We start from the raw sequence: 25,046 nt of genomic DNA, 5'->3' as shown, positions 1-25,046 counted from the left end.
CCTGCTCGACGGCGATCCCGGAAGCCCGAACACGGAGGCGTCTACTCAGGCCCTCTGGCAAGGCTTGAGGGCGGCGGGGATCGGAATGCCGACGGTCTGGGTGAGCCAGCCGAAGCCGCCCAAGCCGGACGGGTCGGTCAGCTCGGCGTCCTCCCCGGCGTGGCAGAGGGCGGCGAGGTAGGCGCCGGGATCACGGTGGGCGAGGTCCAGCGGCGGGCGGCTGCCGGACAGGCCGAGGGCGCGCAGGGCGTCGCGTTGCGTGGTCAGGAGGGTGGACGTCGCGCCGGCGCGCTCCCCGGCGACGCGGCAGGCGTCGAGCGCGACATGGGCGGTGACGTCGCATGATCCGTCCGGGACGGCGGGGACGGTCGCGCCGTCCCGGTAGCCGGTCAGCGTCCCGTACACGGGGCGGGCCTCACGCGAATGCGAATAGTCGACCGCGAGCGCGAGACCGCAGGACATCCGTCCCACGACCGACGCCCACGCGGCGCAGCGCGGATGTCCGATCTCGGCGCGGTCGCCCGGTTCGCGCAGCGGCCACCAGCGCTCCAACCAGTCCCGGTCCTCGTCGGTCGGCGCGGGGCCGGGGCGTTCGGTGCCGGTGGACGGTTCGACGAGCACGGTCCGGACGCCGTCCGGGGTGCGTTCCACCACGTCCAGCGGCACGTTGTCGAGCCACTCGTTCGCGACGGCGAGCCCGGTGATGCGGCCGGGCAGGTCCGGACGCCAGATGATCTGGGACGGGATCTCGGCGGGCCGCGGCGCGATCTCCACCGCGGTCGGCACGAGGCGGGAGGCCAGTTCGGGAGGCACATCGGCCAGGACGCTGCTCAGCAGGCGTCCGGACCCGGCGCCGATGTCGACCACGTCCAGCCGCCCGGGACGCCCGAGGAGCGCGTCGACCTCGATCAGCAGCCGGGCGATGGCGGCGGCGAATCGCGGCGAGGCGTGCACCGAGGTGCGGAAATGCTCGGCGGGGCGTTCCCCGCGCCGGTAGAAGCCTTCCTCCCCGTAGAGCGCCCGTTCCATCGCGGTGCGCCATGTCAGCCATCCGGAAATCACCGACTCCACGACTGTGACGTTACCGTGGGCGAGGGCCTCTGGACGGGCACTGCGGGCCATCCTTGCGGTGGACGTGCGTCCGACCTGCGGCTGATCTCGGACCGACCGGCGGGTACGTACGCTGTTCGGCATGGTGGCGAGCGCATGGGAGTGGCTGCGGCGTAGGAGGCCGCTCGTCGACGCGTTCTTCGCGCTGCCGGTCCTGCTGGCGGCGCTGCCCTCGCTGCTGGGTGGCTCCGCTCAGATCAACAATGGACGGTACGTGCTGCTGACGGCGGTACTGGCCGCGCCGCTCGTGCTGCGCCGGACGTTCCCCAGGACGATGTTCGGCGTGGTCGCGCTGATCTCCTTCGTTCAGTGCGTGCTGGGGGTGATCCCGGTGCCCGCGAACATCGCCGTCCTGATGTGCCTCTACACGGTCACGGCCGGATTCACGTTCCGCTGGGGGCTCGCGGCCGCGCTGACCGCCGAGGCGGGCGCGGGGATGGCGACCTTCCGCTACCCGTCCGGCGCCGACGACCGGAAGTTCACGTTCGTGATGCTGACGGTCCTGGTGGCGGGTGTGTACATCCTCGGCATGCACATGCGCACACGCCGCGCGTACCTGCGGTCGGTGGAGGAGCGGGCCGAGCGGCTGGAGCGCGAGCGCGACAACGAGGTCAAGGTGGCCATGGCCGCCGAACGCGCGCGGATCGCCCGCGAGCTGCACGATGTCGTGGCGCACAACGTCAGCGTCATCGTGGTGCAGGCGGACGGCGCGTCCTACGCGATCGACACCGATGTGGGACGGGCCCGGCAGGCGCTCGACACGATCTCCTCGACGGGACGGCTGGCGCTGGCGGAGATGCGGCGGCTCCTCGGCGTCCTGCGGGAGAACGACGACGCGGGGGTGTTCGCGCCGCAGCCGGGTGTGGCGCAGCTGGACGACCTGGTGGAACAGGTTCGCGCGTCCGGGCTGGCGGTGACGTACGAGGTGGACGGGACGCCCGCGGACATGTCGGAGGGACGCCAGCTCACCGTCTACCGGATCGTCCAGGAGGCGCTGACCAATACGCTCAAGCACGGAGGCCCGCGGGTGACCGTGTCCGTCCGGCTGCGGTACGCGAAGGACGCGCTGGAGATCCGGGTGGACGACGACGGCCGCGGCGCCGCCGCCCCCGACGACGGGCGGGGCCACGGCCTCGCCGGGATGCGCGAACGCGTCGCCGTTTACGGCGGCGCCGTCCGCGCCGCCCCGCGCGTCGGCGGCGGCTTCGAAGTGGTCGCCCGGATTCCGGTGCACGAGGAGGTCGCGGCATGACGGAGGTCGAGGACGTGGCGGCGCCCATCCGGGTGGTGCTCGTGGACGATCAGGAACTGGTGCGGGCCGGGTTCCGGATGGTGCTGGACGCGCAGCCCGACATCGAGGTCGCGGGCGAGGCCGGTGACGGCGTGCAGGCGCTGGAGCTGCTGCGCGGCACACGGGCCGACGTGGTGCTCATGGACGTCCGGATGCCGCGGATGGACGGGATCGAGGCGACGCGCCGGGTGGTGGCGCAGTCCGGGCCGAAGGTCGTCATCCTGACCACGTTCGACCTGGACGAGTACGCGTTCGCGGCGATCAAGGCGGGCGCGGGCGGGTTCATGCTGAAGGACGCGGGCCCGGCTCAGCTCATCGAGGCGATCAAGGCGGTGCACTCGGGGGACGCGGTGGTGGCGCCGAGCACGACGAAGCGGCTGCTGGACCGGTTCGCCGTGCATCTGCCGGACGCGGAGGAGAAGGCGGGCGGCGCGCTGGAGAGCCTGACCGAGCGGGAGGGCGAGGTGCTGCGCCTCGTCGCGCGGGGGATGTCGAACGCGGAGATCGCCGGCCGGCTGTACGTCTCCGAGGCGACCGTGAAGACCCACATGGGCCGGATCCTCATGAAGCTCGGCCTGCGCGATCGGGTGCAGGCCGTCGTGTTCGCCTACGAGACAGGCCTGGTGAAAAGCGGCCAAAGCGGCCACTAAGCGTAACGTATTGATTACTCCGTGGTGACTTTTTGCCTTCAGCGTGGTGTTCGCTATTGGTCTACCTGAGAGTAGCTGGGTAACTACCGTACGCGACGCCGTCTTAGCGGGCGGACGTCGGCAAATGTCAGATCGGGCCTGCTAAGCCCACGTACGGGAGGACTCTCGTGTTCAAGAAGCTTGCCGCCACCGGCATCCTCGGCTTCGCTGTCGCCGGCTCCGCTTTGGCCGCGACGCCCGCCTACGCCGCCACCTACGGCGGCGACGGCGGTCACCATGGCAAGGGCCACCATGGCAAGGGCGGCGACGACTGGTTCAGCAACAACAAGACCAGCGACAACTTCGGGATCCTGAACGGGACCCAGGTCATCGCGCCGATCTCGGTGCCGGTGGACGTCTGCGGCAACGCCGTCGCCGTCATCGGCGGTGCCAAGGCCAAGTGCAAGGGCGGCTCGTCCGTCAAGTTCGGGCGCTGACCGACACAGGACGGGCCTGACGCCCGTCGCCGAGGCGCCGGAGACCTGCGTTGTCTCCGGCGCTTCGCCGTGTGCGGGCGACGGAGCCGCGATCCCCGCGCGCGCCGCCCGCGCGCGGGGTCGGCGGGAGGGGGGACGGGTTCGTACGACTCAGGTCGTACGGGAGTCCGCTCGATAGTCGTGAGAGTGACGCGGAGCGTGGCCCGCGGGCCGATGGCAGGGACGGCGCCGGTTCCTAGCGTGGAGCCCGATCATCCACGACCGCGAAGGAGTCACCGTGACCAGCACGTTCGCCGAGCCGCCCGGGGGAGCCCCGGCCGCGGCGGTACCGCCGGCCGTCACCGCCGAGGGCGTTTCGAAGGTGTACGGGTCGGGTGACGCGGCCGTCCACGCGCTGCGCGGCGTCAGTGTCGGGTTCGCGCGGGGCGCCTTCACCGCGATCATGGGGCCGTCCGGGTCTGGGAAGTCCACGCTGATGCACTGCCTGGCCGGGCTGGACACCGTCACCGGCGGGCGGATCGTGCTCGGCGACGCCGAGATCACCGGGATGGGCGACCGGCAGCTGACGATGTTGCGCCGCGACCGCGTCGGGTTCGTGTTCCAGGCGTTCAACCTGCTGCCGACGCTCACCGCTGAACAGAACATCCTGCTGCCCATGGAACTGGCCGGGCGCAAGCCCGACCGGGCGTGGTTCGGCCGGGTCGTGGACACGCTGGGGCTGCGCGACCGGCTCGGGCACCGTCCGAGCGAGCTGTCGGGCGGCCAGCAGCAGCGGGTGGCGTGCGCCCGCGCGATCGTCGCCCGCCCCGAGGTGATCTTCGCGGACGAGCCGACCGGCAACCTCGACTCCCGCGCGGGCGCCGAGGTCCTCGGGTTCCTGCGCGCCTCGGTCCGCGAGATGGGGCAGACGATCGTGATGGTCACCCACGACCCGGTGGCCGCCTCGTACGCCGACCGGGTGGTCTTCCTGCGGGACGGGGAGATCGTGTCGGAGATCTTCCAGCCCACCCCGGACACCGTCCTCGACCGCCTCAAGAGCCTGGGGGCGTGATGCTGCGGACGACTCTCGCGGGCCTGCGCGCCCACAAGCTGCGGCTGCTGCTGACGGCGGTGGCCATCACCCTCGGCGTCGGCTTCATCTCCGGCACGTTCGTCCTGACGGACACGATGGACAAGGGCGTCGCCAAGACGTTCGCGAAGTCCGCCGACAGGGTCGACTTCGCTGTACTGCCCAATGACGACGACCCGGACAAGGGCGTCCCCACGCACCTGCTCGGCGAGGTCCGTGCCCTTCCCGGTGTGACGGACGTCCAGGGCCTGGTGCAGGGCGATGCCGCTCTGGTCGGCAAGGACGGCAAGGCGGTCGGCGACTTCCCCACGGTCGGCATGTCCGTGCCGTCGGGACGGCTGCTGCGCTACGACGTCGACAAGGGCCGGCCCCCCTCCGGCGGCGGTGAGACCGTCCTGGACACCGAGGTCGCCAAGCGGGAGGGCTACACCGTCGGCGACACCGTGACCGTCCTCGACAAGAAGGAGCGGCCGCACAGGTTCAAGGTCGTCGGGCTGGTCGACTTCGGCATCGACCAGGAAGCGAGCTTCCGCGGTGCCGTGGGCTTCGACTCCGCGACCGCGATGCTGATGACCGGCGAGAAGACCTACCGCGAGCTCGACGTCGCGGGCGGGAGCAAGGCCGCCGTCAAGGCCGCGGCGGGCGGCTCGTACGAGGTGTACACGGGCGAGGAGCTGGGCGCGCGGCTCGCCAAGGCGGCGGGCGCCGACACGAAGATCATCCGAACCGGGCTGCTGATCTTCGGCCTGGTCGCGATGCTGGTGTCCGCCCTGGTCATCTACAACACGTTCTCGATCCTGATCGCGCAGCGGATGCGGGAGATGGCGCTGCTGCGCTGCGTCGGCGCGACCCGCAGGCAGGTGTTCGGCGGAGTGGTCGCCGAGTCCGCGGTGGTCGGCCTCGTCGGCTCGGTGCTCGGCCTCCTCGCCGGTGTCGGCCTCGGTGAGGGCGCGCTGGTCGCGGTCAACAGGCTGGACGCGAACGTGTCCGTCGCCGGGCCGTCCCTGGCGGTCCGGACGATCGTCATCGGCCTGCTGGTCGGCATCGTCGTGACCGTCCTGTCGGCGCTGCTGCCCGCCCGCGCCGCCACCCGGGTCGCACCGGTCGCCGCGCTGCGCGCCGACCTGGAGCCCGGCAGCGGACGGTTCCGGCTCGGCCTCCCGCGCACCGTGATCGCCGTCCTGCTCGGCGCCGCCGGCCTGGCGCTGGGGGTGCTCGGATCGGTCGTCATGGAGAAGGGCGAGACCGCGATGTACATGGTCGCGTTCTCCGGCGGCGTGTTCTTCCTCGCCATGATCGCGGCGATGCCGGCGCTCGTCCGCCCGCTCGGGCGGCTCGCGGGCGCGGCGCCGGCGCGGCTCGGCGGCGTCCCGGGACGGCTGGCCGTGGCGAACGCGCAGCGCGCGCCGCGCCGCACCGCGACCACGACGATCGCGCTGACCGTCGGCGTCGGGCTGATGAGCCTGTTCGCGGTGGTCGCGGCGAGCGGAAAGGCGACGGCGTCCCACAAGCTGGAGGAGCAGTTCCCCGTCCAGTTCCAGATCCGGACGCAGGACTTCGACGGGACGCTCCCGCACGCGCTCACCGAGGCGCTGCGCAAGCGGCCCGAGGTCACCGGCGTCGTGGAGACGCGAAGCAAGGACACCAAGGTCGGCGGAGACGACGAGGAGATCGAGACGATCACCACGTCGGCGCTCGGCACGATCCTGAAACCCGACATGAAGCAGGGGACGCTCGCCGCCGCGCTCAAGCCGGGGACCGCGATGGTGGACGCGGAGACGGCCAAGACGGCCGGCCGGGGCCTCGGACAGACCCTCCAGGTCAGGACGGCGCGCGGCACCGTCCCGGTCAAGATCACCGCTGTGTACGCGGCGGGCGGGAACTTCGAGGGCGTCCTCGTCCCGGAGGCGGACTTCACCCGGTACTTCGGCGTGCGGGACCCGGCCGGGATCTACGTCAAGACCCGCGACGACATCCCCGCCGCGCAGGCCCGCAAGGCCGTGGACGAGGCGGCGCGCCCCTTCCCCGCGGCGAAGGTCGCGTCCTCCGCCGAGTTCGAGGAGACGATGACCAAGGCCATCGACATGATGCTGATGATCTTCGGCGGGCTGCTCGGCCTGGCGATCGTCATCGCGCTGTTCGGTATCGCGAACACGCTGACCCTGTCGGTCGTGGAGCGGACGCGGGAGTCGGCGCTGCTGCGCGCCCTCGGCCTCACCAAGCGCCAGCTCCGCCGCATGCTGTCCGTCGAGGCGCTGGTCATGGCCGTGATCGGCGCGTTCACCGGGGTCGTGCTCGGGGTGGCGTTCGGCTGGGCCGCGACGCACGCGATGGCGGCCGACTCGATCTTCGCGCTGCCCTACCTCCAGGTCATCGGGTTCGTCGTCCTCGCCGGCGCCGCCGGGACGGTCGCCGCGGTGATGCCGGCGCGGCGCGCCGCGAAGACGTCCATCGTGGAGTCCCTCGCGCATGACTGAATGGGGGGCGGGGTGACGATCGTCACCTACCGGGCCGCGTGGCCGGGTCCCGCGGGTACCCTGGTGCGCGCACGTCCGGTACCTACCTGAGGACTGGAACGAAACCGATGGACCCACAGGTCACGCCCTCTTCCGGCGCGCCCGGAGACGGGCCGGGCCCCGGTGGGGGGACGACCCCCCACCGGAGGAACGAGCCGGAGAACCCCGCGGACCGGCCCGCGCGGCTCGCGGTCGGCGTCGTCGGCGCCGGCCGCGTCGGCACGGCGCTCGGCGCCGCGCTGTCCCGCGCGGGCCACCGCGTGGTCGCCGCGGCCGCCGTCTCCGAACGGTCGCGTGCCCGTGTCGAGGATCGCCTCCCCGGCGCGGACACGGCCCCGCCGCCGGACGTGGTCGCCGCCGCCGATCTGGTGCTGCTGACCGTCCCGGACGACGAGCTGCCCGAACTGGCCGCCGGCCTGGTCTCCGCGGGCGTCCAGGTCACCGGCAAACTCGTCCTGCACACGAGCGGGCGGTACGGGACCGCCGTCCTGGACCCGCTCACCCGCGCGGGCGCGCTGCCGCTGGCCCTGCACCCGGTGATGACGTTCACCGGACGTCCGGACGACGTGAACCGACTCACCGGCATCTCGTTCGGCGTGACCTCCCCCGAGCCGCTGCGGCCGGTCGCGGAGGCTCTCGTCCTGGAGATGGGCGGCGAGCCCGTCTGGATCACCGAGGAGGCCCGCCCGCTGTACCACGCGGCGCTGGCCGGCGGCGCGAACCACCTGGTCACGCTGGTCATCGAGTCGATGGACCTGCTGGGCCGGGCGGGCGTCGCCGAACCCGGCCGGATGCTCGGCCCGCTCCTCGGCGCCGCCCTCGACAACGGTCTCCGGCTCGGCATCGACGGCCTCACCGGTCCGGTCGCCCGCGGCGACGCGGGCACGGTCGCCGGCCATGTCGCGGAGCTGGCCAAGGTGTCGCCGGAGAGCCGCCGCGCCTACGTGGCGCTGGCCCGCCTCACCGCCGACCGGGCCCTCGGCGCCGGACTCCTCAAGCCCGAGGACGCCGAACGGCTCCTCGAAGCACTGGCCGACTGACGAGGAAGGGGACGGACGTGACACCGGTCGTCGTGCGGACGCGGGAGGAGCTGGCCGAGGCCCGGTCGCGGGTCGAGGGCACGCTGGCGCTCGTCCCGACCATGGGCGCGCTGCACGAGGGGCACCTGTCCCTGATCCGGCAGGCCGGGCGGCGGGCCGGCACGGTCGCGGTCAGCATCTTCGTCAACCCGCTCCAGTTCGGTCCGGGCGAGGACTTCGACCGGTACCCCCGGACGTTCGCCGCCGACCTCGAAGCGTGCGCGGCCGAGGGCGTGGACCTGGTCTTCGCGCCGGGCCGCGAGATCATGTACCCGGGCGAGCCGCAGGTCACGATCAAGTCGGGGCCGATGGGCGAGGTCGCCGAGGGTGCCGCGCGGCCCGGCCATTTCGACGGGATGCTCACCGTCGTGCTGAAGCTGCTGAACCTCGTCCGTCCCGACGTGGCGATCTTCGGGGAGAAGGACGCGCAGCAGCTCGCGATGATCCGCCGGATGGTCGCCGACCTGAACGTGCCGGTGGAGGTCGTCGGCGGGCCGACCGTCCGCGAGCCGGACGGCCTGGCCCTGTCGAGCCGGAACCGCTACCTCTCCGCGGCGGAGCGCGAGACGGCCCTGGCCCTGTCGCGCGCCCTGCGCGCCGGGGCGGACGCCGCCGCCGCGGGCCCGGACGCCGTGACCGCCGCCGCGAACGCGGTCCTCGACAAGGCCACGGCCGCCGATCCGCCCCTCGGCCTCGACTACCTGGTCCTCGTCGACCCCTCGACCTTCACGGCGGTCGCGGGTTCGCACGCCGGGCCGGCCGTCCTCGCCGTCGCCGGCCGCGTCGGCGCCACCCACCTGATCGACAACGTTTCCCTCCAGTTCGGCAAGGAGCACTGATGTTCCGGACGATGTTCAAGTCGAAGATCCACCGCGCCACCGTCACCCAGGCCGACCTGCACTACGTCGGCTCGCTGACCATCGACCAGGACCTGATGGACGCCGCCGACCTGCTGCCCGGCGAGCAGGTGTCGATCGTGGACATCGACAACGGCGCCCGGCTGGAGACCTACCTGATCGCGGGCGAGCGCGGCTCCGGCGTCATCGGCATCAACGGCGCGGCGGCCCGCCTCGTCCAGCCGGGCGACCTCGTCATCATCATCAGCTACGCGCAGATGACCGATGCGGAGGCCCGCGAGTTCGTCCCCGCCGTCGTCCACGTCGACCGGTCCAACAAGATCATCTCGCTGGGCTCCGACCCCGCCGAGCCCATTCCCGGAACCGGCACCACGCGCGGCGACCTCGTCCACGGCTGACCCGTTCCGGCCGTAGGCGGGGGGCCGGGGGTTCGACTGGTCCGGGGTTAGGGTCATAATGACGAGAACCTCGACCCCGGAGGAGGGCCAGTGATCCCTTCCGTTCTCCACGCCCCCGCACCCGGCTGGACCGCCGAAACCGACGTCGTCGTCATCGGCTCCGGCATCGCCGGCCTGGTCGCCGCGCTGCGCTGCCGTCCGCAGGGCCGCGTCCTGCTTGTCACCAAGGCCCTCCTGGACGCCGGGTCCACCCGCTGGGCGCAGGGCGGGATCGCCGCCGCGCTCGCGCCCGACGACACGCCGGAGGAGCATCTGGCGGACACCCTGACCGCCGGCGTCGGGCTGTGCCACGAGGACGCCGTCCGGGCGCTCGTCACCGAGGGCCCGGACGCGGTCCGCGGGCTGATCGAGCTGGGCGCCGCGTTCGACCGCACCGGCGACGGCATCGCGCTGACCCGCGAGGGCGGCCACCACCGGCGCCGCATCGCGCACGCCGGCGGCGACGCGACCGGCGCGGAGATCAGCCGAGCCCTCCTCGCCGAGCTCAAGGACTCCGGCGTCGAGGTCATCGAGCACGCGCTGGTCCTCGACCTGCTGAAGGACGCCGCCGGACGCGCCGCCGGGATCACCCTGCACGTCATGGGCGAGGGCCAGCCGGGCGGCGTCGGCGCCGTCCGGGCCCGCGCCGTCGTGCTCGCCACCGGCGGGCTCGGCCAGGTGTTCTCCGCAACGACCAACCCCGAGGTGTCGACGGGCGACGGTGTCGCGCTCGCGCTGCGCGCCGGAGCCGAGGTCACCGACCTGGAGTTCGTCCAGTTCCACCCGACCGTGCTGTGGCTCGGCGAGGGCGCGACCGGGCAGCAGCCGCTGATCTCCGAGGCCGTCCGGGGCGAGGGCGCCCACCTCGTCGACGACGCCGGGGAGCGCTTCATGGTGGGGCGCCACGAGCTCGCCGAACTCGCCCCGCGCGACGTCGTCGCCAAGGGGATCATGAACCGGATGCACGAGACCGGCGCGTCCCGCATGCTCCTCGACGGCCGGCACTTCGGCGCGGCGATGTGGGAGAAGCGGTTCCCGACCATCCTGGCCGTGTGCAGGCATCACGGCATCGACCCCGTGAAGGAGCCGATCCCGGTCAGCCCCGCCGCCCACCACGCCAGCGGCGGCGTCCGCACGGACCTGTACGGCCGCACATCCGTCCCCGGCCTCTACGCCTGCGGTGAGGTCGCCTGCACCGGCGTCCACGGCGCCAACCGCCTCGCCTCGAACTCCCTCCTGGAGGGCCTCGTCTTCGCCGGCCGAATAGCCACCGCCCTGGCCCACGATCTGGCCGCCACCCTCCCCACTCCCGGTGAGCGTTCCGGGGTGGGTGGGCTGCTCGGGGCGGAAGCGCGGGGGGAGATTCAGCGGGTCATGACCTCCTACGCGGGGGTGCTGCGCGGAGCGGAAGGGCTGGAGAGGGCCGCCGCCGAGCTGGAGCGGCTCGGGGACGGCCGGAGCGCGGAGCCCGGCGTGGAGGCTTGGGAGGCCACCAACCTGCACACCGTCGCGTCCGCGATCGTGGCGGCGGCGCGGCGGCGGGAGGAGACGCGCGGGAGCCACTGGCGGGAGGACTTCCCCGAGCGCGCGGACGGGACGTGGCGCGGCCACCTCGTGACCCGGCTGGCGGGGAACGTCCTGACGACCACCTACGAACCTCTGGAAGGAAAGCGCTCATGACACCCGAACTCTCGCAGCGGCTGAGCGCCGCCGGGCTCGATCCACAGGCTGTGGAAAACCTCGTCCGGACGGCGCTGGCCGAGGACGGGGAGGTCGACGTCACCAGCACGCCGATCTTCGCACCGGACGACACCGCGGCCGGGGAGCTGCGAGCGCGCGAGGAGGGTGTCGTCGCAGGTGTTCCGGTCGCGTGCGTCGTGTTCGAACTGCTGGACGTGGCGTACGAGGCAAGGGCGGCCGACGGTGACCGGGTCGTCCCCGGGCAGGTCCTCATCTCGGTCGGCGGACCGACCAGGGCCGTCCTCAGAGCAGAAAGGACCGCCCTGAACCTCCTCACGCACCTGTCCGGAATAGCGACCGCCGCGCGCAGGTGGATGGACGCCATGGAAGGCACCAAGGCCAAGGTCCGCGATACCCGAAAGACCCTCCCCGGCCTGCGGGCCTTGCAGAAGTACGCCGTGCACTGCGGCGGCGGCGTGAACCATCGCATGGGCCTGCAGGATGCCGCCCTCATCAAGGACAACCACATCGCCGCGGCCGGAAGCGTCACCAAGGCGTACGAGGCGATCCGCGCCGTGTACCCGTCCCTGCACATCCAGGTGGAGTGCGACACTCTCGACCAGGTCGAGGAGGCCCTCGCGGTGGGCGCGGCGAGCATTCTGCTGGACAACATGACCGACGCCGAGATGACCGAGGCGGTGCGCCTTGTGGCGGGGGAGGCGGAGCTTGAGGCCAGCGGTGGCCTTACGCTGGAGCGGGCCCGAGACGTTGCCGTGACCGGGGTGGACTACCTTGCCGTCGGCGCGCTGACGCACTCGGCGCGCGTGTTCGACATCGGCCTTGACTTCTCCTGACCAGCGGGGACCGGATGCTGCTCACCATCGACGTCGGTAACACCCAGACCGTCCTCGGCCTGTTCGAGGGCGACGAGGTGATCGAGCACTGGCGGATCAACACCGATCCGCGGCGCACCGCCGACGAGATCGCGGTGGTCCTGCAGGGGCTGGTCCAGCAGAGCCCGCTGCTGGCGGAGACTGACATCAGCGGCATCGCGCTGTGCTCCACGGTGCCGTCCGTCCTGCACGAGATGCGGGAGATGTGCCGCCGCTACTACGGCGACGTGTCCGCGGTGATCGTGGAGCCGGGCGTCAAGACCGGCGTCCCGGTCCGGATGGACAACCCCAAGGAGGTCGGCGCCGACCGCATCGTGAACGCGCTCGCGGCCGTCCACACCCACGGCGGTCCCGCGATCGTGGTCGACTTCGGCACCGCCACGACGTTCGACGCCGTCTCCGCCAAGGGCGAGTACGTGGGCGGCGCGATCGCCCCCGGCATCGAGATCTCGATAGACGCGCTGTCGTCGCGCGGCGCGCAGCTCCACAAGATCGAGCTGGCCAGGCCGCGCAACGTGATCGCGAAGAACACCGTCGAGGCGCTGCAGTCCGGGATCATCTTCGGTTTCGCCGGGCAGGTGGACGGCATCGTCGAGCGCATGTCCGAGGAACTCGCCGAGGAACCGGACGAGGTCACGGTCATCGCCACCGGCGGCCTCGCCCCGCTGGTCCTGGAGGAGTCCCGCAGCATCGACGTGTTCGAGCCGTGGCTCACCCTCATCGGCCTCCGCCTCATCTACGAGCGGAACACTCCTTGACATCCTCCCCCTCGTGAACGAGGGGGATTCCAACAGCAGCTACCCCGTGAGGGGCAGGTCGTGTTGAGGTTCACGGTTCGCGGGCCTACCTAATGGCGGGCCTCCCCGTGCAGCGACCGCATGCCCTGCGGCCGTATCGCGGATGTTCATGGCCGCGTTCACGTCGGCGTTGACCCTATGCCCGCAGGTCACGCACGCGAAGACCGCTTGGCTCTTGCGGCTCTCCCCGGCGACATGCCCGCAGGCGTTACAGGTCCGCGACGTGTACCGCGGATCGATCTTCACGACGCGTCCAGGCGCCTTGTGCTCCAACCGGGTCACCAGAGCACCCCACCCGGCAGCCAGGATGCCCCGGTTCAACCCGGCCTTCCGACCCACGCAGCGACCTGGCGCTCCAACGGTGCCCCTGGCCGAGCGGGTCATGCCCCGGATGTTGAGGTCCTCGACGGCGATCATGTCGAACCGGCGGGCCAGATCGGTGGAGGTCTTCTCGATCCAGTCTTTGCGCCGGTCGATCTCGCGGGCCCGCAGCCGGGCGATCGCGGCCTTGATCCGGGCCCGCCGCTTGGAGCCGCGCTGGGCGCGGGCGAGTTTGCGCAGCAACCGCGCAAGCCGTATGTACTCCGTCTCACACAGGCCTGGCGCATTGAGGAGGTCACCGGTCGACAATGCCGCGCTGACGGCCACGCCGCGATCCACCCCCACCGCCTCACCCGTGCCGGGTGCGGGGATGGGGGCGGGGAGGGCGGCGAACGCCACATGCCAGCGCCCTGCCCGATCCCGGGTGACGCGATAGGACTTGGCGGCATCGGGGACGGGCCGGGACCAGCGGAACCGCACCCACCCCACCTTGGGCACCCTCACCTGACCGACCCGCCGCGACACCCGCCGGACGTCACCGGGCTTGAGTGCCACGACTCGGAACCCCTCATGTCGCCCGGCCTTACGCCAACTCGGGCGACGGTGGGTACCGGCGAAGTAGTGGCCCATGGCCTGGGTGAAGTCCTTGAGCGCCTGCTGCTGCACCGTCACCGACCCGCCGCGCAGCCAGGCGAACTCCGCCCTCGCCTGGGTGAGCTGGCGGCACTGCTCGGCGAACCCCGGTGCCGACCCGCGCCCCGGCCGCCAGCAGGCGTGCTGCTCGACGGCGAGATTCCAGACGAACCGGGCGTGCCCGCAATGCTCCAGCAATGCCTGCTCTTGAGCGAGCGTCGGCTGCAGACGGTAACGGGACATGCCCAGAAAGCTACCGGCCACCACCGACGACCCGCCGTCCTCTCTGCGGAGCACCTTACGGCACCGGCCACGTTCCCTCGCCGCCCTAAAGGCGGGAGCCCCCCGCGCCGTGGGCGCCATGTGAACGGCGCGCCCGGGCGGCGGCGCGGCTGTTCCTGTCCCCGCCCGCGGTCACCGCGCACGTCCAGCGGCTCGAGCGGGAGCTGGGCGTCCGCCTGCTGGAACGCTCCCCGCTGCGGCTCACCGAGGCGGGCGAACGGCTCGTCCCGCACGCGCGGGCGGCCCTCGCGGCCGTGGACGCCGCCGCGGTCGCGGTCGCCGGCCCGCGTGAGGACGACGATCCGGCGCTGCGCGTCGGCGTGATGGGCCACGGCTCGGCCGAGTTGACCCCGGCCATCGTCCGCGCGTTCCGCCGGGCGTGGCCGCGCACCCGGCTGACCATCGCGCCGCTCGACTTCACCGAGCACGTCTCGGCGCTGGTCGAGCGCAAGGTGGACGTCGCTTTCGTACGTCCCGCACCGGACGACGACCGGGTCGAGTGCGACGTGCTCACCACCGAGCCGCGGATCGTCTGCGTCCCGGCGGACGGCCGTTTCGCCGAAGCCGGCGCGCTGCGGCTCGCGGACGTCCTCGACCTGCCGATCGTCGCCGTCCCCGACGGCACGCCGGCCGTGTTCACCGACTACCTGTACTTCACCACCGCCGTGAACGGCCAGCTCGGGCGGCGCGGCCCCGACCTGGCGCGGACCCCGCAGGACGTGCTGCACAGCGTCGCCGCCGGCCGCGGCGTCGGGTCCGCGCTGCGGTCGTTCGCGCGCTTCTACCCGTGGCCGGGTGTCCGGTTCGTCCCTATCGTGGACGCGCCGTGGGATAGCAGCGTCCTCGCGACGCGCCGCGGCGACCCCGACCCGCGGGTCCGCGCGTTCCGGTCCCTCGCCGCCGCGCTCGCCCGCGATCTAGGCCCCGTCGTCTCCGGCGGACCGCCGCCCGGACCGGGCGACAGTGCGGAAGTCGTTCGCGGGGCACCGGACGGCCTGGATAGCCTTGCGATGTGAGTGACGAGACCTTCGACGAGCTCCCGGAGCAGATGCGCGTGCGCCGGGAGAAGCTCGACCGGCTCCGCGAGAGCGGGATCGACCCCTACCCGGTGACCTTCCCGCGGACGGCGACGACCGCCGAGATCCGCGCGAAACACACCGGCCTGGAGCCGGGCACCGAGACGGGCGAGAAGGCCGGCGTCACCGGACGCGTCATGCTGGTCCGCAACACCGGGAAGCTGTGCTTCGCCACCATCCGGGACGGCTCCGGCGACATCCAGGTCATGCTGTCGCTGGCCAAGGTCGGGCAGGAGCAGCTCGAATTCTGGAAGCGCGAGGTCGACCTCGGCGACCACATCGGTGTCGAGGGCGAGATCATCACGTCCCGCCGCGGCGAGCTGTCGATCATGGCGGACCGGTTCGCGATCACGTCCAAGTGCCTGCGGCCGCTGCCGGAGAAGCACGCCGGGCTGACCGACCCGGAGGCGCGGGTCCGGCAGCGCTACGTCGACCTGATCGTCAACGACGAGGCCCGGAAGACGGCGCGGATCCGCAGCGCCACGGTCCGCGCGGTGCGGGACTTCTGGCACGAGCAGGGCTACCTCGAGGTCGAGACGCCGATGCTCCAGCCGATCCACGGCGGGGCGGCGGCGCGTCCGTTCAGGACGCACATCAACGCCTACGACATGGACCTCTACCTGCGCATCGCGATCGAGCTGTACCTGAAGCGGCTCGTCGTCGGCGGCATCGAGAAGGTCTTCGAGGTCAACCGGAACTTCCGGAACGAGGGCGCGGACTCCACGCACAACCCCGAGTTCACGATGGTGGAGGCGTACGGGACGTACCTCGACTACAACGACATGGCCGACCTGACCCAGCGGATGTACCAGAAGGCGGTCGTCGCCGCCCTCGGCACCACCGTGGTCGTCCACGACGGAACCGAGATCGACCTCGGCCTGGCGGAGTGGCCGCGGATCACGCTTTACGGGTCGGTGTCGGAGGCGCTCGGCGAGGAGGTCACCCCGCACACGCCGATCGAGGCCGTGCGCAAGCTCGCGGACGCCCGCGACATCTCCTGGGACCCCAAGTGGGGGCAGGGCAAGCTCGTCCAGGAGATCTTCGAGGCGCTCGTCGAGCACACCCTCGTCCAGCCCACGTTCGTCATGGACTACCCGGTCGAGACGTCCCCGCTGACCCGCCAGCACCGGGAGGAGCCCCTCCTCACCGAGAAGTGGGACCTCATCGGGTTCGGGACGGAACTGGGCACCGCCTACTCCGAGCTGGTCGATCCGGTCGAGCAGCGCCGCCGCCTCACCGAGCAGTCGCTGCTCGCCGCGGGCGGCGACCCCGAGGCCATGCAGCTGGACGAGGACTTCCTGCGCGCCCTGGAGTACGCCATGCCGCCCACCGGCGGGATGGGCGCCGGCATCGACCGCATGATCATGGCGTTCACCGGCAAGGGCATCCGCGAGACGATCCTGTTCCCGCTGGTCAAGCCCGAATAGTGACCGGAAGGTCACGTAGCCCGCGCAGGACGAGGTTGTCCCGGTAGACCAGGTCGCCGGTGGCGAGGGCCACGTCGCGTTCGAACAGCCTGCCGAGCGCGACCTGGCCCTCCAGCCGGGCCAGGGGTGCGCCGAGGCAGAAGTGGACGCCGTGGCCGAACGACAGGTGCTTCGGGGTGTCGCGCCCCTCGGTGTAGCGGAGCAGGTCGAGCCGGTCCGGATCCTCGAAAACGGCCGGATCGCGGTTGGCGGCACCGGTCAGGAGCAGGATGAGCTTGCCGCGCTCTAGGAGCGTCCCGTCCAGGTCTACGTCTTCCAAGGCCGATCGCAGCGTGAGCTGGACCGGCGGGTCGTAGCGCAGCAGTTCCTCCACGGCCGCTTGTACGTTCCCGGGCCGCTCCCTGAACAGTGCCAATTGGCCGGGGTCGCGAAGCAGCGCCAACGCGCCGTTCCCGATGAGGTTCACGGTCGTCTCATGTCCCGCTACGAGCAGCAGGACGCACGTGGCGAGTAGTTCCTCCTCCGTGAGGGCATCTTGGCCGTCAGAGACGCTCACAAGCGCGCTCAGGAGGTCGTCCTGCGGCTCGGCGCGGCGCTTCGCGGCCAGTTCCTGGAAGTACGCCCCGAATTGCGCGCGGGCCGCCTCTCGCTGCGCGATCTCGGCCTCCGGCAGCAGGAAGTCGGGGTCGAGTCCGCGTGCGAGGCTGTCCGACCAGACCTTGAACAGGTCGCGGTCCTCGGGCGGGACGCCGAGCATCTCGCTGATCACGATGACGGGGAGCGGATACGCCAGGGTGGCGATCAGGTCGACCTCGCCGGAGACGTCCTCCAGCAGTTCGTCGACGAGCTCCTCGACGCGGGGCCGGAGCCTCTCCACGAGGCGGGGCGTGAACGCCTTGCTGACGAGCCGCCGCAGCCGGGTGTGATCCGGCGGATCCATGGTCAGGAACGACCGGTTCCGCGCCACCGAGCCGCGCCACGGCTCGCCGCCCTCCGGACGGTGCCCGAACCGCGGGTCGCGCAGCACCCGCTCGCTCAGTTCGTAGGACGTGGTGACGCGCAGCCCGACGTCCGTCCGCGTCAGGCTCCGCCCGTCCGCCGCGAGCGTTCGGTAATGCGCGTACGGGTCGGCCCGGAAAGCGGGATCGCCCGGATCGAACCCGAGAACCGCCGCCGCACCCGCCTGTCCCGTCCCATCGGCCATGTCCCCAGGGCACCCGAATCTCAGACGGACTGTCAATAGCGTCGGCGGACCGAACCGCTAGGCGCTCTCCCGGATCACGAGATCGGGCCGCTGGACGACCTGCCGGTGCTGGTGCGACTCGCCCTCGCTCATCTCGGCCATCGCCAGCTCGGCTGCCTCCCAGCCGAGCTCGCGGCGCGGCTGCCGGATCGTGGTCAGCGGGACGGCGGCGCTCGCGGCCAGCTCGATGTCGTCGTAGCCGATCACGGCGATGTCCTCGGGGACGCGGACGCCGAGCCGGGTCAGTTCGTTGATCAGGCCGATGGCCAGCAGGTCGTTGGCGCAGAACACGCCGTCCGGCCGCGGCGACATCGCCATGATCTGGTGCGCCGCCGCCTGGCCCGCGGTCGGGTTCAGGCCGTCCCGGATCACGGTCGAGGGCTTGCCGAGACCCGCCTCGGCGATCGTGCGGGCGGCTCCGGCGCGGCGCTCCACGCAGGACTGCGGCTCCGGAACGCCGGTCACGAAGGCGATCCGCCGGCGGCCGATGCCGAGCAGGTGCGCTGCGGCGATCTCACCGCCCGCGACGTGGTCGACCTGGGCGGAGCAGGCGTCGGACGCGTCCCGGTCGATCAGCACCACGCTCATGCCCGCGGCACGGAGCCGGGAGATGTCGCGGGCGCCCAGCCCGACCGGGATGATCAGGACCCCGGCGGCGCGCTGCTCTTGCAGGAGTTCCAGCGAACGGCGCTCCTTGGCGGCGGAATGGTCGCTGGAGAACCACAGGGCGTCGTGGCCCGCCGCGTTGAGCGCCGCCTCGGCGCCGTACGCGACGTCGGTCGCGTACGGATTGGTCAGGTCCTCGACGACGACGCCGAAGGCCCGGCGCGGCTGATCGCCGAACTCGCCCGCGGTGCGTTCCGGCCCCCTGCGGAGCCGGCGCGCGGACTCGTTGCGGACGAATCCGAGCTCCTCGATCGCCGCGCGAACCCGGTCACGGGTAGCTTCGGCCACGAGATCTGGCCGGTTTAGGACATTCGAAACGGTCCCAACTGAGACTCCAGCCCGCCTCGCGACCTCACGAATACTGGTCTGTGGCAACTTGCTCCTCGTCCCGGCCCAGGGGCGTTTTCCCAGGTAGTGGAGTTTTGCATGTTGTGGCGCCGAATGCACTGTCACGCATTGTGACCAATCGGCCGCATATTGCCGTTGAATGGCGCTTGACGGGCCGGATCCGGCCGCCTAGCGTTCCGAGCCGAAGCGTAGCTTGAAACGATTCACGATCTTCGTTCACTGCGAGATCGGCGGGTCCGGCGAGAAGGGGCGGGTGCGGATGGCTGGCGACCTCATCCCGTCTCCCTCGGCAGGCCAACGCCTGAATCGTCACCCGGAGTTCCCCCGTACACCCCTGCAATCGGCCATGCGGCCACCTCCGGCCAAGCTCGCGAGACAGAAAAGGAACCCGATGATCTAAGTCCGGAGGGCTCCGGACCCGGCAACCCAACGCGCGTACAGATCAAGGCCAACCCCGTGCCTGTGCAGCGGACGGCTGCATCCCCGCGGTCATCACCTCGGACGAGGGAGGACGGAGTGGAAACAGCCACACTCGCACGTCGTGGCACCGACGATTTCGGGCTGAACGAGGAGGAGATCCGGCTGCTCGCCCAGATCGCCAGCGGTGTCACCGCCGATGTGGCGGCACGCAAGCTGGAATTGAGCGCCCGGACCTTGCGGCGCCGGTTGCGGACGATCTGCGACCGGCTGGAGGTCAACACCCCTATCGAGGCCGTGGTGTGGGCGGCCCGAAGGCAGCTCATCTAGCTGTGACACCCCCGACGCTCGCCAGGGGACGGGCGGGCGTCATTGGAGAACCAGGCGGCTCATCCGAATCCCGTCCGACCCCGCAGCGGCGGCGCCGGCAACCTGACAGGTAGGTCCCTGCAGGGGGCGTCGCCGCGGACGGCATTCGGGTCGGAGATCCTGGTCATCCGGGCGCTCAGGACGGACGTGCTCAGGACGGCGCACCCGGCCCCGGTCGCTCGGCATGGGCGGTCGAGACGATTGCACGCGTCCGGTGGAGGTCCGGGGGTCAGGCCACGCGCACGCCGCCGGCGAAGGGTCGCCCGGCCATCGGAGCGATCTTCACGACGTCGCCGGTCTGCGGCGCGTGCAGCATCTTGCCGTCGCCGACGTACATGCCCATGTGGTGGAGGTCGGAGTAGAAGAACACGAGGTCGCCCGGCTGGAGCTCGCTGCGCGACACGTGCGTGCCGGCGTTCCACTGGCTGCCGGTGTAGTGCGGCAGATTGATGCCGACCTGCTTGTAGGCCCACATCGTCAGGCCGGAGCAGTCGAAGGTGGTCGGCCCGGCGGCGCCCCACACGTACGGGCGGCCGATCTTGCCCATCGCGTACCGGAGCGCCTGCGCCGCCTTGCCGGTGCCGATGACGGGAAGCTTGGTGAGCTGGGTGGGGTCCTTGTCGACGAGCTTGCCGCGGACCTTCTCGTAGGTGTCGGTGACCTTCTTGCGCTGCGACTCCAGCTGCGTCCGCAGGTCCTTCACCTGCGAGGCGCGCGCCTCGGCGGACTTGCGCGCCCGCTGCGCGGACTGCATGGCCTGCATCAGGCCGAGTACCTGGGTGCTGTCCTGCTTGGCGAAGTAGTGGAGGGTGGCGGCCTGGTCGAGGATGGCCTGCGGGTCCTGCGAGGCGACGAAGGAGACCGTGGGGTCGGAGCCGCCCTGCATGTAGCTCGTCGCGGCGAGCGAGCCGACCTTCTGCCGGATCGCCTCCAGCGACTTCTCCTGCCGCTTGGCGTTCTCGGTGGCGACCTTGGCCGCGCGCTGCGACTGCGCGAGCTTGACCTTCAGCCCGTTGTACTGCTCGGTGAGCTGCTCCAGCTGGTCGGCGAGCTTGAGGGCCTTGGACCTGAGCTCCTTGGTGGACGGCTCGGGGTCGGCGTGCGCGACGGCGATCGTGTGCGGTGCGATCGCGTGGGGGGCCGCTGAAAGAACGATGAACGCGCCGGCCAGGGTGGCCGCGCGGCCGCGGAATCGTGAACGGGAAGCAGTCCGCGATCGCTCCACGAATTCTCCTCTCCTTGTCCGCCTACCGGGTTAGCTGACGGGTTCGGGCCGGAGGAGCCCGTCCGCGGGCGCGCGAATACTTCACACGCGGCTGCGGATTCACCCCTTTCGGTTCGGCGGCTCGGGGGCGATCCCCCGAACGTTCCGAAAGTGGGTCCCCGGCTCCCCGGGGCGCTGGTTGCGGCCCGTGGACTCGGCGGTTCGGCCTCGGTGCTGCGGTCGGCCGACGTCAGCGAAGGACACTAACGGAACCCGCATTGGATGCCAACCAGAACATGCGAAATTGCAGGTCGTGAGGATGCTGGACGACGGATGCGCCGGGTCCGTCCCGGCTGGTCCCGTGCTCCGGCTCACTCACCGCGCAATGCTGGTGCCTAGTTGCTTTTATCTAGTCACTCATGCGGTGCGGTCACGGGATGTGGGGGCGGGGCTTCGGTAAGTCGCGGGTGTTCGATAATCTCGTTTGTTTGTGGAAGTCGTGATCCGGCGTGCCCGTACCGCCGACGTCCAGGAGATCCGCAGGCTCGTCGACCTGTACGGGTCGGGACGACGCCTGCTGAAGAAGACGACGGTCAAGCTGTACGAGGACGTCCAGGAGTTCTGGGTCGCCGAGGACCTCCAGCACGGGGCGCCCGGGCGGGTCATCGGCTGCGGCGCCCTGCACATCATGTGGGAGGACCTGGCGGAGGTCCGCTCGGTCGCCGTGGACAAGGGCTGCGGCGGACGCGGAATCGGGCACCGGATCGTGACCCGCCTCCTGGAGACTGCACGGGAACTCGGTGTGCGAAGGGTGTTCTGCCTTACCTTCGAAGTGGAGTTCTTCGCCCGCCACGGCTTCCAGCCGATCCTGGGCACTCCGGTGGCGCCTGAGGTGTACGAGGAACTTCTCCGCTCCTACGACGAAGGCGTGGCAGAGTTCTTGGACCTCGACCGGGTCAAGCCGAATACGTTGGGCAACACCCGGATGTTGCTTCGCCTGGAGGACTGACCCAAATGAGCGATTCCCCCAACCGCGGGCGGCCCCGTCGGCCCCGACTGCCGCAGCAGGGGCAGGGTTCCTACGGCCCGCCGCCTCCGTACCAAGGTTCGCAGTGGCAGCAGCCCCAGCAACAGCCGTCCCAGCAACAGTGGCAGCAGCAAAGGCAGGAGCCGCAAACGCAGCAGTGGGGCGGGCAGCCCTCCTATGAACCCGCCTACGACGAGTACGGCTCCTACGGCGACTCCTACGGCGATGCTGACCTGGCGCTGGCCCCGATCTACCGGCGGGCGGGCGCCCGGATCATCGACAACGCGCTCGTCGCGGTCTTCGGCTTCGCCCTCGTCCTGCCGGTGACGATCGGTGCGTTCGGTCTGGGCAAGCCAGGCAGCAAGACAGAGGACGAGGGCGGTGTGTGGAACTGGCCCATCATCTTCACCCTGTTCTGCGTCCTGTCCGTGCTGCCTTTCATATACGAGGCAGTCCAGTTGTCCATGTGGGGGCGAACGCTTGGTAAGCGCGTCCTGGGTCTCGGCATCGTTCAAGCGCGCCCTGTGGGGAGCCCGCTCACCACGACGCAGGCCGTCTGGCGCGCTGGAATCACCCATGTCGCCTACCAGCTCGGCGTTTTCTTCTTCCTCGTCTTGGCGGTGATGGTGTGGGACTACGCCGCGTACGGGATGGTGCTGGTCTGGGCGGGCGCGCTGATGGCCTACCTGTGGGCGATCTGGGACCAGCCCCTGCACCAGGCGCTGCACGACCGCTTCGCCGGCACGCTCGTCATCGACGAGCGGGTCGGATATGACGAGTACTCCGAGTACTCGGAGTAGGGCCGCGATGGCGGCATCGCTCGCCGAGCCCGGCCAGCGCCTCCTGGCCCGCGTGACCGACACGCTCGTCGTCGGTGTGCCCGTCATCGTCGTGGTGCGCGCCCTCGTGTCCGGGCACACCGTGGACATCGTCGCTCCGCCCGCCGTGGCCGGATGCATGCTGCTGTACGAGGCGGTTCAGCTCGCTCTCTGGGGCCGGACGCTCGGCAAGCGCCTCGCCGGCATCGAGGTCGTCGTGACGGCGTCTCAGTCGACCGATCAAGCCGTCCCAGAGGGCGCTGCGGAGCCCGGTGGCGCGGAACCCGGGGGTGTGGAGCCCGATGGCGCGGGGGCCGGTGGGTCGTGGGTGCTGCCCACCTCCGTGCCGGGATTCGTTCCCGTGGCGGCCGTCGCGCCGGAGGAGACCGCGACGTCCGCGGCCGAGACGTCCGCTGCGGAGGCGCCCGTCGCGCACGCGCGCCCGGACGTCCTGCGTTCGGTTCTCCGCGCCGCCGTCTATTCACTGCCGGTCGCGGTCCGGCCGATTCCCGTTCTCGGTGTGCTCGCGAGCATCTTCTGGGTGGCGAACGCGGGCATGTTGTTCGAGGGGAACCGCCGCCAGGCGATCCATGACAGGCTGGCCGGGACCCTCGTGGTAAAAAGCACGCGTCCCGATTCATCGGCCTTCTGAGGCGCTCTCAGACGCGCGCGGAGGCGCTCGCGAGATCTTGATACCGCCCACTGCGGTGGGCGGCCTGCCGCGCGGCCCGGGATCGTCCAGGTGCGCCATGCACGTTTTTCACTGAGATGCCCGCTCTGTTTCGGACGCCCGGGCGCTGACGGCGAATGCCAGCTCGTTCCGGTTACGGTCCCGAATCAGGCCGGGATGTGTCTCGTCCCGGACGCCGCCTCCGCTTTGGAAGTTGCTGAGGAACCGTTGCCAAGGCTTCTACAGAGCCGCTTGTTAGGTACCGGTGGACTTACTTCGGGCGGGATACGGCCGCGCTTCGAACGGACCTTTCGCGCAGCATGCCCCTCTCCGTGGGAGGGGAGGCGGGAGCGGGCGGGCTCGCGGGTCTCGGACGTCAGGTTGAAGAAGCGGGGCAGGGGTGGGATTGTGCCTCAAACTCCCGTTTTCGGGATGAAGGGCGGCGGGCGGCTTCCGCACGGGGAAGCGGGTCGCCGACTTCTCGTCCCCGGACGCGGCAACAGATTTCGAGGCCCGCCCGCTCCCGGTTATCCGTCGACATCGGCCGGTCGGAGCGCTGATCACGTGCCGCGGGCCACCCGCGCATTACCGGTGGGAGGCGGGGTTGCCGCCGTTACGCCAGGGTTAATCGGCGGTGCCGGCGGCGCCGCCCGCAAACCCGGGTCAATGTGCGGACACCCGCCCAGGTCAGCACGGTGCGCCGTGACAGCGGTCACTCATGAAAACTCGGGCGGTGTCCGGTGAGGTTGGAAATTCATGGAACCCGTGCCCGGCGCCGACCACGTCCTGCGGTCAGGTCGCGCCGGAAACGACGAGGTCGATTACGCCGGGTCACGGGCGGAAGGTGACTTCGGGTCGGGCGCCGGTTCATCGGGTGCGTTGGAATTGTCAGCGGCGAAGTTCTCGGTATATCTTTGTCAACCGATTGAAGTTTGCTCCAGCTGAAAGGTCTGTCCCCATGGCACAGAAGGTTCAGGTGCTTCTCGTCGACGACCTCGACGGTGGCGAGGCGGACGAGACCGTAGCGTTCTCGATCGACGGCGCCTCCTACGAGATCGACCTGAGTGGCCCCAACGCGACGAAGCTGCGGGAATCGCTGCAGCCGTTCGTCGACAAGTCCCGTAAGGCGGGCACCGTCTCGCGCCGCCGCCGGCAGCGCGGCGCGTCCAGTCGCGAACGCAGTGCCGAGATCCGCGCCTGGGCCAAGAACAATGGCATCAAGGTCAATGAGCGCGGCCGGATCCCGGCCCACGTGATCGAACAGTACGAGGCGGCCAACTGACCCGCACGGCCACCGGCGGCCCGTCTCCGTTCGTGGGACGGGCCGTTCGCTGCTCGCAGTGACGCGCCCTGGATTCGCCGGCGTTCAACATCGATGCGAAGAGCCGTTCGCTTGTGGCGTAGCGCCCGTGCGGTTCGCCGCGTCCGCGGTGAGGTACACAGGCCGCGCGGGTGGAAACTCCATCCCATTCGGCACTCTCGGCCCGCGCCCTGACCCACCTGCGGAAAGCCCCTCGTTCGCTTGGGGCGTAGCGGGAACATGACGCACCGATGCGGTAGTTGGATGAGACTGAACAGCGCATAGCTGGGGAACGTCTCCTGGTGGGAGTGCACCGGGCGGCCTCCTCGGGGCGGGCTAGCATGCGGAAGGACAGTTCCGGACGTTCCGGACTCTGCCCAACCGCTCTGT

General features: G+C 70.9%; 23 protein-coding genes, 1 pseudogene and 1 riboswitch. Of the genes and pseudogenes, 19 read left to right on the top strand and 5 right to left on the bottom strand.

Annotation, left to right across the window (positions count from 1 at the left end):
* Positions 1 to 45: 45 nt before the first annotated feature.
* On the bottom strand, positions 46 to 1,071 hold the full coding sequence (locus tag ACQPXG_RS43190; protein WP_433464924.1) for an SAM-dependent methyltransferase: 1,026 nt from the start codon (positions 1,069 to 1,071) through the stop codon (positions 46 to 48).
* A 121-nt stretch (positions 1,072 to 1,192) separates the two neighbouring features.
* Between ACQPXG_RS43190 and ACQPXG_RS43185 the strand changes: the two genes are divergently transcribed.
* The 11 genes from ACQPXG_RS43185 (at position 1,193) to ACQPXG_RS43135 (ending at position 12,816) form a co-directional block, all read left to right on the top strand.
* Complete coding sequence (locus tag ACQPXG_RS43185) at positions 1,193 to 2,362, top strand: sensor histidine kinase (RefSeq protein WP_433464923.1); 1,170 nt, start codon at positions 1,193 to 1,195, stop codon at positions 2,360 to 2,362.
* A complete protein-coding gene (locus ACQPXG_RS43180) occupies positions 2,359 to 3,051 on the top strand; it encodes a response regulator (RefSeq protein ID WP_433464922.1) in 693 nt (230 codons plus the stop codon). The genes ACQPXG_RS43185 and ACQPXG_RS43180 overlap by 4 nt, the downstream gene beginning before the upstream one ends.
* A 167-nt stretch (positions 3,052 to 3,218) precedes the next feature.
* On the top strand, positions 3,219 to 3,527 hold the full coding sequence (locus ACQPXG_RS43175) for a chaplin family protein (protein ID WP_433464921.1): 309 nt from the start codon (positions 3,219 to 3,221) through the stop codon (positions 3,525 to 3,527).
* 277 nt (positions 3,528 to 3,804) lie between these two features.
* Positions 3,805 to 4,578 (top strand): ABC transporter ATP-binding protein, encoded by a 774-nt coding sequence (locus ACQPXG_RS43170; protein WP_433464920.1) that lies wholly within the window; start codon positions 3,805 to 3,807, stop codon positions 4,576 to 4,578.
* Positions 4,578 to 7,073 carry an ABC transporter permease gene (locus tag ACQPXG_RS43165; RefSeq protein WP_433470157.1) on the top strand — a complete coding sequence of 832 codons (2,496 nt, stop codon included), beginning with the start codon at positions 4,578 to 4,580 and terminating at the stop codon, positions 7,071 to 7,073. Before ACQPXG_RS43170 ends, ACQPXG_RS43165 begins: the two co-directional genes overlap by 1 nt.
* A 107-nt stretch (positions 7,074 to 7,180) precedes the next feature.
* Positions 7,181 to 8,152, top strand: coding sequence for a Rossmann-like and DUF2520 domain-containing protein (locus ACQPXG_RS43160; RefSeq protein WP_433464919.1), 972 nt, complete (start codon positions 7,181 to 7,183; stop codon positions 8,150 to 8,152).
* A 17-nt stretch (positions 8,153 to 8,169) separates the two neighbouring features.
* Complete coding sequence (gene panC, locus ACQPXG_RS43155; RefSeq protein ID WP_433464918.1) at positions 8,170 to 9,030, top strand: pantoate--beta-alanine ligase; 861 nt, start codon at positions 8,170 to 8,172, stop codon at positions 9,028 to 9,030.
* Positions 9,030 to 9,446, top strand: coding sequence for an aspartate 1-decarboxylase (panD, locus tag ACQPXG_RS43150; protein WP_433464917.1), 417 nt, complete (start codon positions 9,030 to 9,032; stop codon positions 9,444 to 9,446). Before panC ends, panD begins: the two co-directional genes overlap by 1 nt.
* Positions 9,447 to 9,536: 90 nt before the next feature.
* Positions 9,537 to 11,165 carry an L-aspartate oxidase gene (locus ACQPXG_RS43145; protein WP_433464916.1) on the top strand — a complete coding sequence of 543 codons (1,629 nt, stop codon included), beginning with the start codon at positions 9,537 to 9,539 and terminating at the stop codon, positions 11,163 to 11,165.
* A complete protein-coding gene (gene nadC / locus ACQPXG_RS43140; RefSeq protein WP_433464915.1) occupies positions 11,162 to 12,019 on the top strand; it encodes a carboxylating nicotinate-nucleotide diphosphorylase in 858 nt (285 codons plus the stop codon). The genes ACQPXG_RS43145 and nadC overlap by 4 nt, the downstream gene beginning before the upstream one ends.
* Before the next feature lie 14 nt (positions 12,020 to 12,033).
* Positions 12,034 to 12,816: a type III pantothenate kinase gene (locus ACQPXG_RS43135; protein WP_433464914.1), complete on the top strand. Its 783-nt coding sequence runs from the start codon at positions 12,034 to 12,036 to the stop codon at positions 12,814 to 12,816.
* 39 nt (positions 12,817 to 12,855) lie between these two features.
* Here the strand turns inward: ACQPXG_RS43135 and ACQPXG_RS43130 are convergent, their stop codons facing one another.
* The gene (locus tag ACQPXG_RS43130; protein ID WP_433464913.1) at positions 12,856 to 14,052 is read right to left on the bottom strand and encodes an RNA-guided endonuclease InsQ/TnpB family protein; all 1,197 of its coding nucleotides are present in this window, start codon (positions 14,050 to 14,052) and stop codon (positions 12,856 to 12,858) included.
* A gap of 143 nt (positions 14,053 to 14,195) precedes the next feature.
* On the opposite strand from ACQPXG_RS43130, the pseudogene ACQPXG_RS43125 reads away from it, so the two are divergent.
* From ACQPXG_RS43125 to lysX, 3 genes and pseudogenes are all read left to right on the top strand, one after another.
* Positions 14,196 to 14,297 (top strand): annotated as a pseudogene (locus ACQPXG_RS43125) (helix-turn-helix domain-containing protein); the annotation flags it as partial.
* A 48-nt stretch (positions 14,298 to 14,345) separates the two neighbouring features.
* Positions 14,346 to 15,107: a LysR family substrate-binding domain-containing protein gene (locus ACQPXG_RS43120; protein ID WP_433464912.1), complete on the top strand. Its 762-nt coding sequence runs from the start codon at positions 14,346 to 14,348 to the stop codon at positions 15,105 to 15,107.
* A 32-nt stretch (positions 15,108 to 15,139) separates the two neighbouring features.
* Entirely contained in the window at positions 15,140 to 16,594 is a 1,455-nt protein-coding gene (gene lysX, locus ACQPXG_RS43115) for a bifunctional lysylphosphatidylglycerol synthetase/lysine--tRNA ligase LysX (RefSeq protein WP_433470156.1), read from the top strand.
* On the opposite strand, the gene ACQPXG_RS43110 is transcribed toward lysX, so the two are convergent.
* Complete coding sequence (locus ACQPXG_RS43110) at positions 16,581 to 17,798, bottom strand: cytochrome P450 (protein WP_433464911.1); 1,218 nt, start codon at positions 17,796 to 17,798, stop codon at positions 16,581 to 16,583. The two genes, lysX and ACQPXG_RS43110, sit on opposite strands and share 14 nt — an antisense overlap.
* 57 nt (positions 17,799 to 17,855) lie before the next feature.
* On the bottom strand, positions 17,856 to 18,950 hold the full coding sequence (locus tag ACQPXG_RS43105; RefSeq protein WP_433464910.1) for a LacI family DNA-binding transcriptional regulator: 1,095 nt from the start codon (positions 18,948 to 18,950) through the stop codon (positions 17,856 to 17,858).
* A 417-nt stretch (positions 18,951 to 19,367) separates the two neighbouring features.
* Here ACQPXG_RS43105 and ACQPXG_RS43100 point away from each other — a divergent pair, with 417 nt between their 5' ends.
* Positions 19,368 to 19,598, top strand: a complete 231-nt coding sequence (locus ACQPXG_RS43100) for a LuxR family transcriptional regulator (protein WP_067629094.1) — start codon at positions 19,368 to 19,370, stop codon at positions 19,596 to 19,598.
* A gap of 268 nt (positions 19,599 to 19,866) precedes the next feature.
* Here the strand turns inward: ACQPXG_RS43100 and ACQPXG_RS43095 are convergent, their stop codons facing one another.
* The gene (locus ACQPXG_RS43095) at positions 19,867 to 20,862 is read right to left on the bottom strand and encodes an NlpC/P60 family protein (protein ID WP_433464909.1); all 996 of its coding nucleotides are present in this window, start codon (positions 20,860 to 20,862) and stop codon (positions 19,867 to 19,869) included.
* A 3-nt stretch (positions 20,863 to 20,865) separates the two neighbouring features.
* Positions 20,866 to 21,071: riboswitch (cyclic di-AMP (ydaO/yuaA leader) on the bottom strand.
* Between the two features lie 260 nt (positions 21,072 to 21,331).
* Between ACQPXG_RS43095 and ACQPXG_RS43090 the strand changes: the two genes are divergently transcribed.
* The 4 genes from ACQPXG_RS43090 to ACQPXG_RS43075 all read left to right on the top strand — a co-directional run bounded on the left by ACQPXG_RS43090 (position 21,332) and on the right by ACQPXG_RS43075 (position 24,638).
* Entirely contained in the window at positions 21,332 to 21,850 is a 519-nt protein-coding gene (locus ACQPXG_RS43090; RefSeq protein ID WP_433464908.1) for an amino-acid N-acetyltransferase, read from the top strand.
* A gap of 5 nt (positions 21,851 to 21,855) precedes the next feature.
* Entirely contained in the window at positions 21,856 to 22,668 is an 813-nt protein-coding gene (locus ACQPXG_RS43085; RefSeq protein ID WP_433464907.1) for an RDD family protein, read from the top strand.
* Positions 22,669 to 22,675: 7 nt separating this feature from the next.
* Positions 22,676 to 23,338 carry an RDD family protein gene (locus ACQPXG_RS43080; protein WP_433464906.1) on the top strand — a complete coding sequence of 221 codons (663 nt, stop codon included), beginning with the start codon at positions 22,676 to 22,678 and terminating at the stop codon, positions 23,336 to 23,338.
* Between the two features lie 976 nt (positions 23,339 to 24,314).
* Entirely contained in the window at positions 24,315 to 24,638 is a 324-nt protein-coding gene (locus ACQPXG_RS43075; RefSeq protein ID WP_433464905.1) for a histone-like nucleoid-structuring protein Lsr2, read from the top strand.
* Positions 24,639 to 25,046 lie beyond the last annotated feature (408 nt).

The organism is Spirillospora sp. CA-128828 (assembly GCF_050945415.1).
Lineage (GTDB): Bacteria > Actinomycetota > Actinomycetes > Streptosporangiales > Streptosporangiaceae > Spirillospora.
Note: the sequence above shows the minus strand (reverse complement) of the source record. Positions and strands in the feature narration are given on the sequence as shown.

Excerpts from the sequence above, each read along its gene's own strand:
- ACQPXG_RS43080 (WP_433464906.1), top strand. The coding sequence starts at position 22,676 with ATGGCGGCATCGCTCGCCGAGCCCGGCCAGCGCCTCCTGGCCCGCGTG.
- ACQPXG_RS43075 (WP_433464905.1), top strand. The coding sequence starts at position 24,315 with ATGGCACAGAAGGTTCAGGTGCTTCTCGTCGACGACCTCGACGGTGGC.
- ACQPXG_RS43135 (WP_433464914.1), top strand. The coding sequence starts at position 12,034 with ATGCTGCTCACCATCGACGTCGGTAACACCCAGACCGTCCTCGGCCTG.
- ACQPXG_RS43130 (WP_433464913.1), bottom strand. The coding sequence starts at position 14,052 with ATGTCCCGTTACCGTCTGCAGCCGACGCTCGCTCAAGAGCAGGCATTG.
- lysX (WP_433470156.1), top strand. The coding sequence starts at position 15,140 with ATGCGCGTGCGCCGGGAGAAGCTCGACCGGCTCCGCGAGAGCGGGATC.
- ACQPXG_RS43185 (WP_433464923.1), top strand. The coding sequence starts at position 1,193 with ATGGTGGCGAGCGCATGGGAGTGGCTGCGGCGTAGGAGGCCGCTCGTC.
- ACQPXG_RS43110 (WP_433464911.1), bottom strand. The coding sequence starts at position 17,798 with ATGGCCGATGGGACGGGACAGGCGGGTGCGGCGGCGGTTCTCGGGTTC.
- ACQPXG_RS43165 (WP_433470157.1), top strand. The coding sequence starts at position 4,578 with ATGCTGCGGACGACTCTCGCGGGCCTGCGCGCCCACAAGCTGCGGCTG.
- nadC (WP_433464915.1), top strand. The coding sequence starts at position 11,162 with ATGACACCCGAACTCTCGCAGCGGCTGAGCGCCGCCGGGCTCGATCCA.
- ACQPXG_RS43160 (WP_433464919.1), top strand. The coding sequence starts at position 7,181 with ATGGACCCACAGGTCACGCCCTCTTCCGGCGCGCCCGGAGACGGGCCG.
- ACQPXG_RS43180 (WP_433464922.1), top strand. The coding sequence starts at position 2,359 with ATGACGGAGGTCGAGGACGTGGCGGCGCCCATCCGGGTGGTGCTCGTG.
- ACQPXG_RS43085 (WP_433464907.1), top strand. The coding sequence starts at position 21,856 with ATGAGCGATTCCCCCAACCGCGGGCGGCCCCGTCGGCCCCGACTGCCG.
- panD (WP_433464917.1), top strand. The coding sequence starts at position 9,030 with ATGTTCCGGACGATGTTCAAGTCGAAGATCCACCGCGCCACCGTCACC.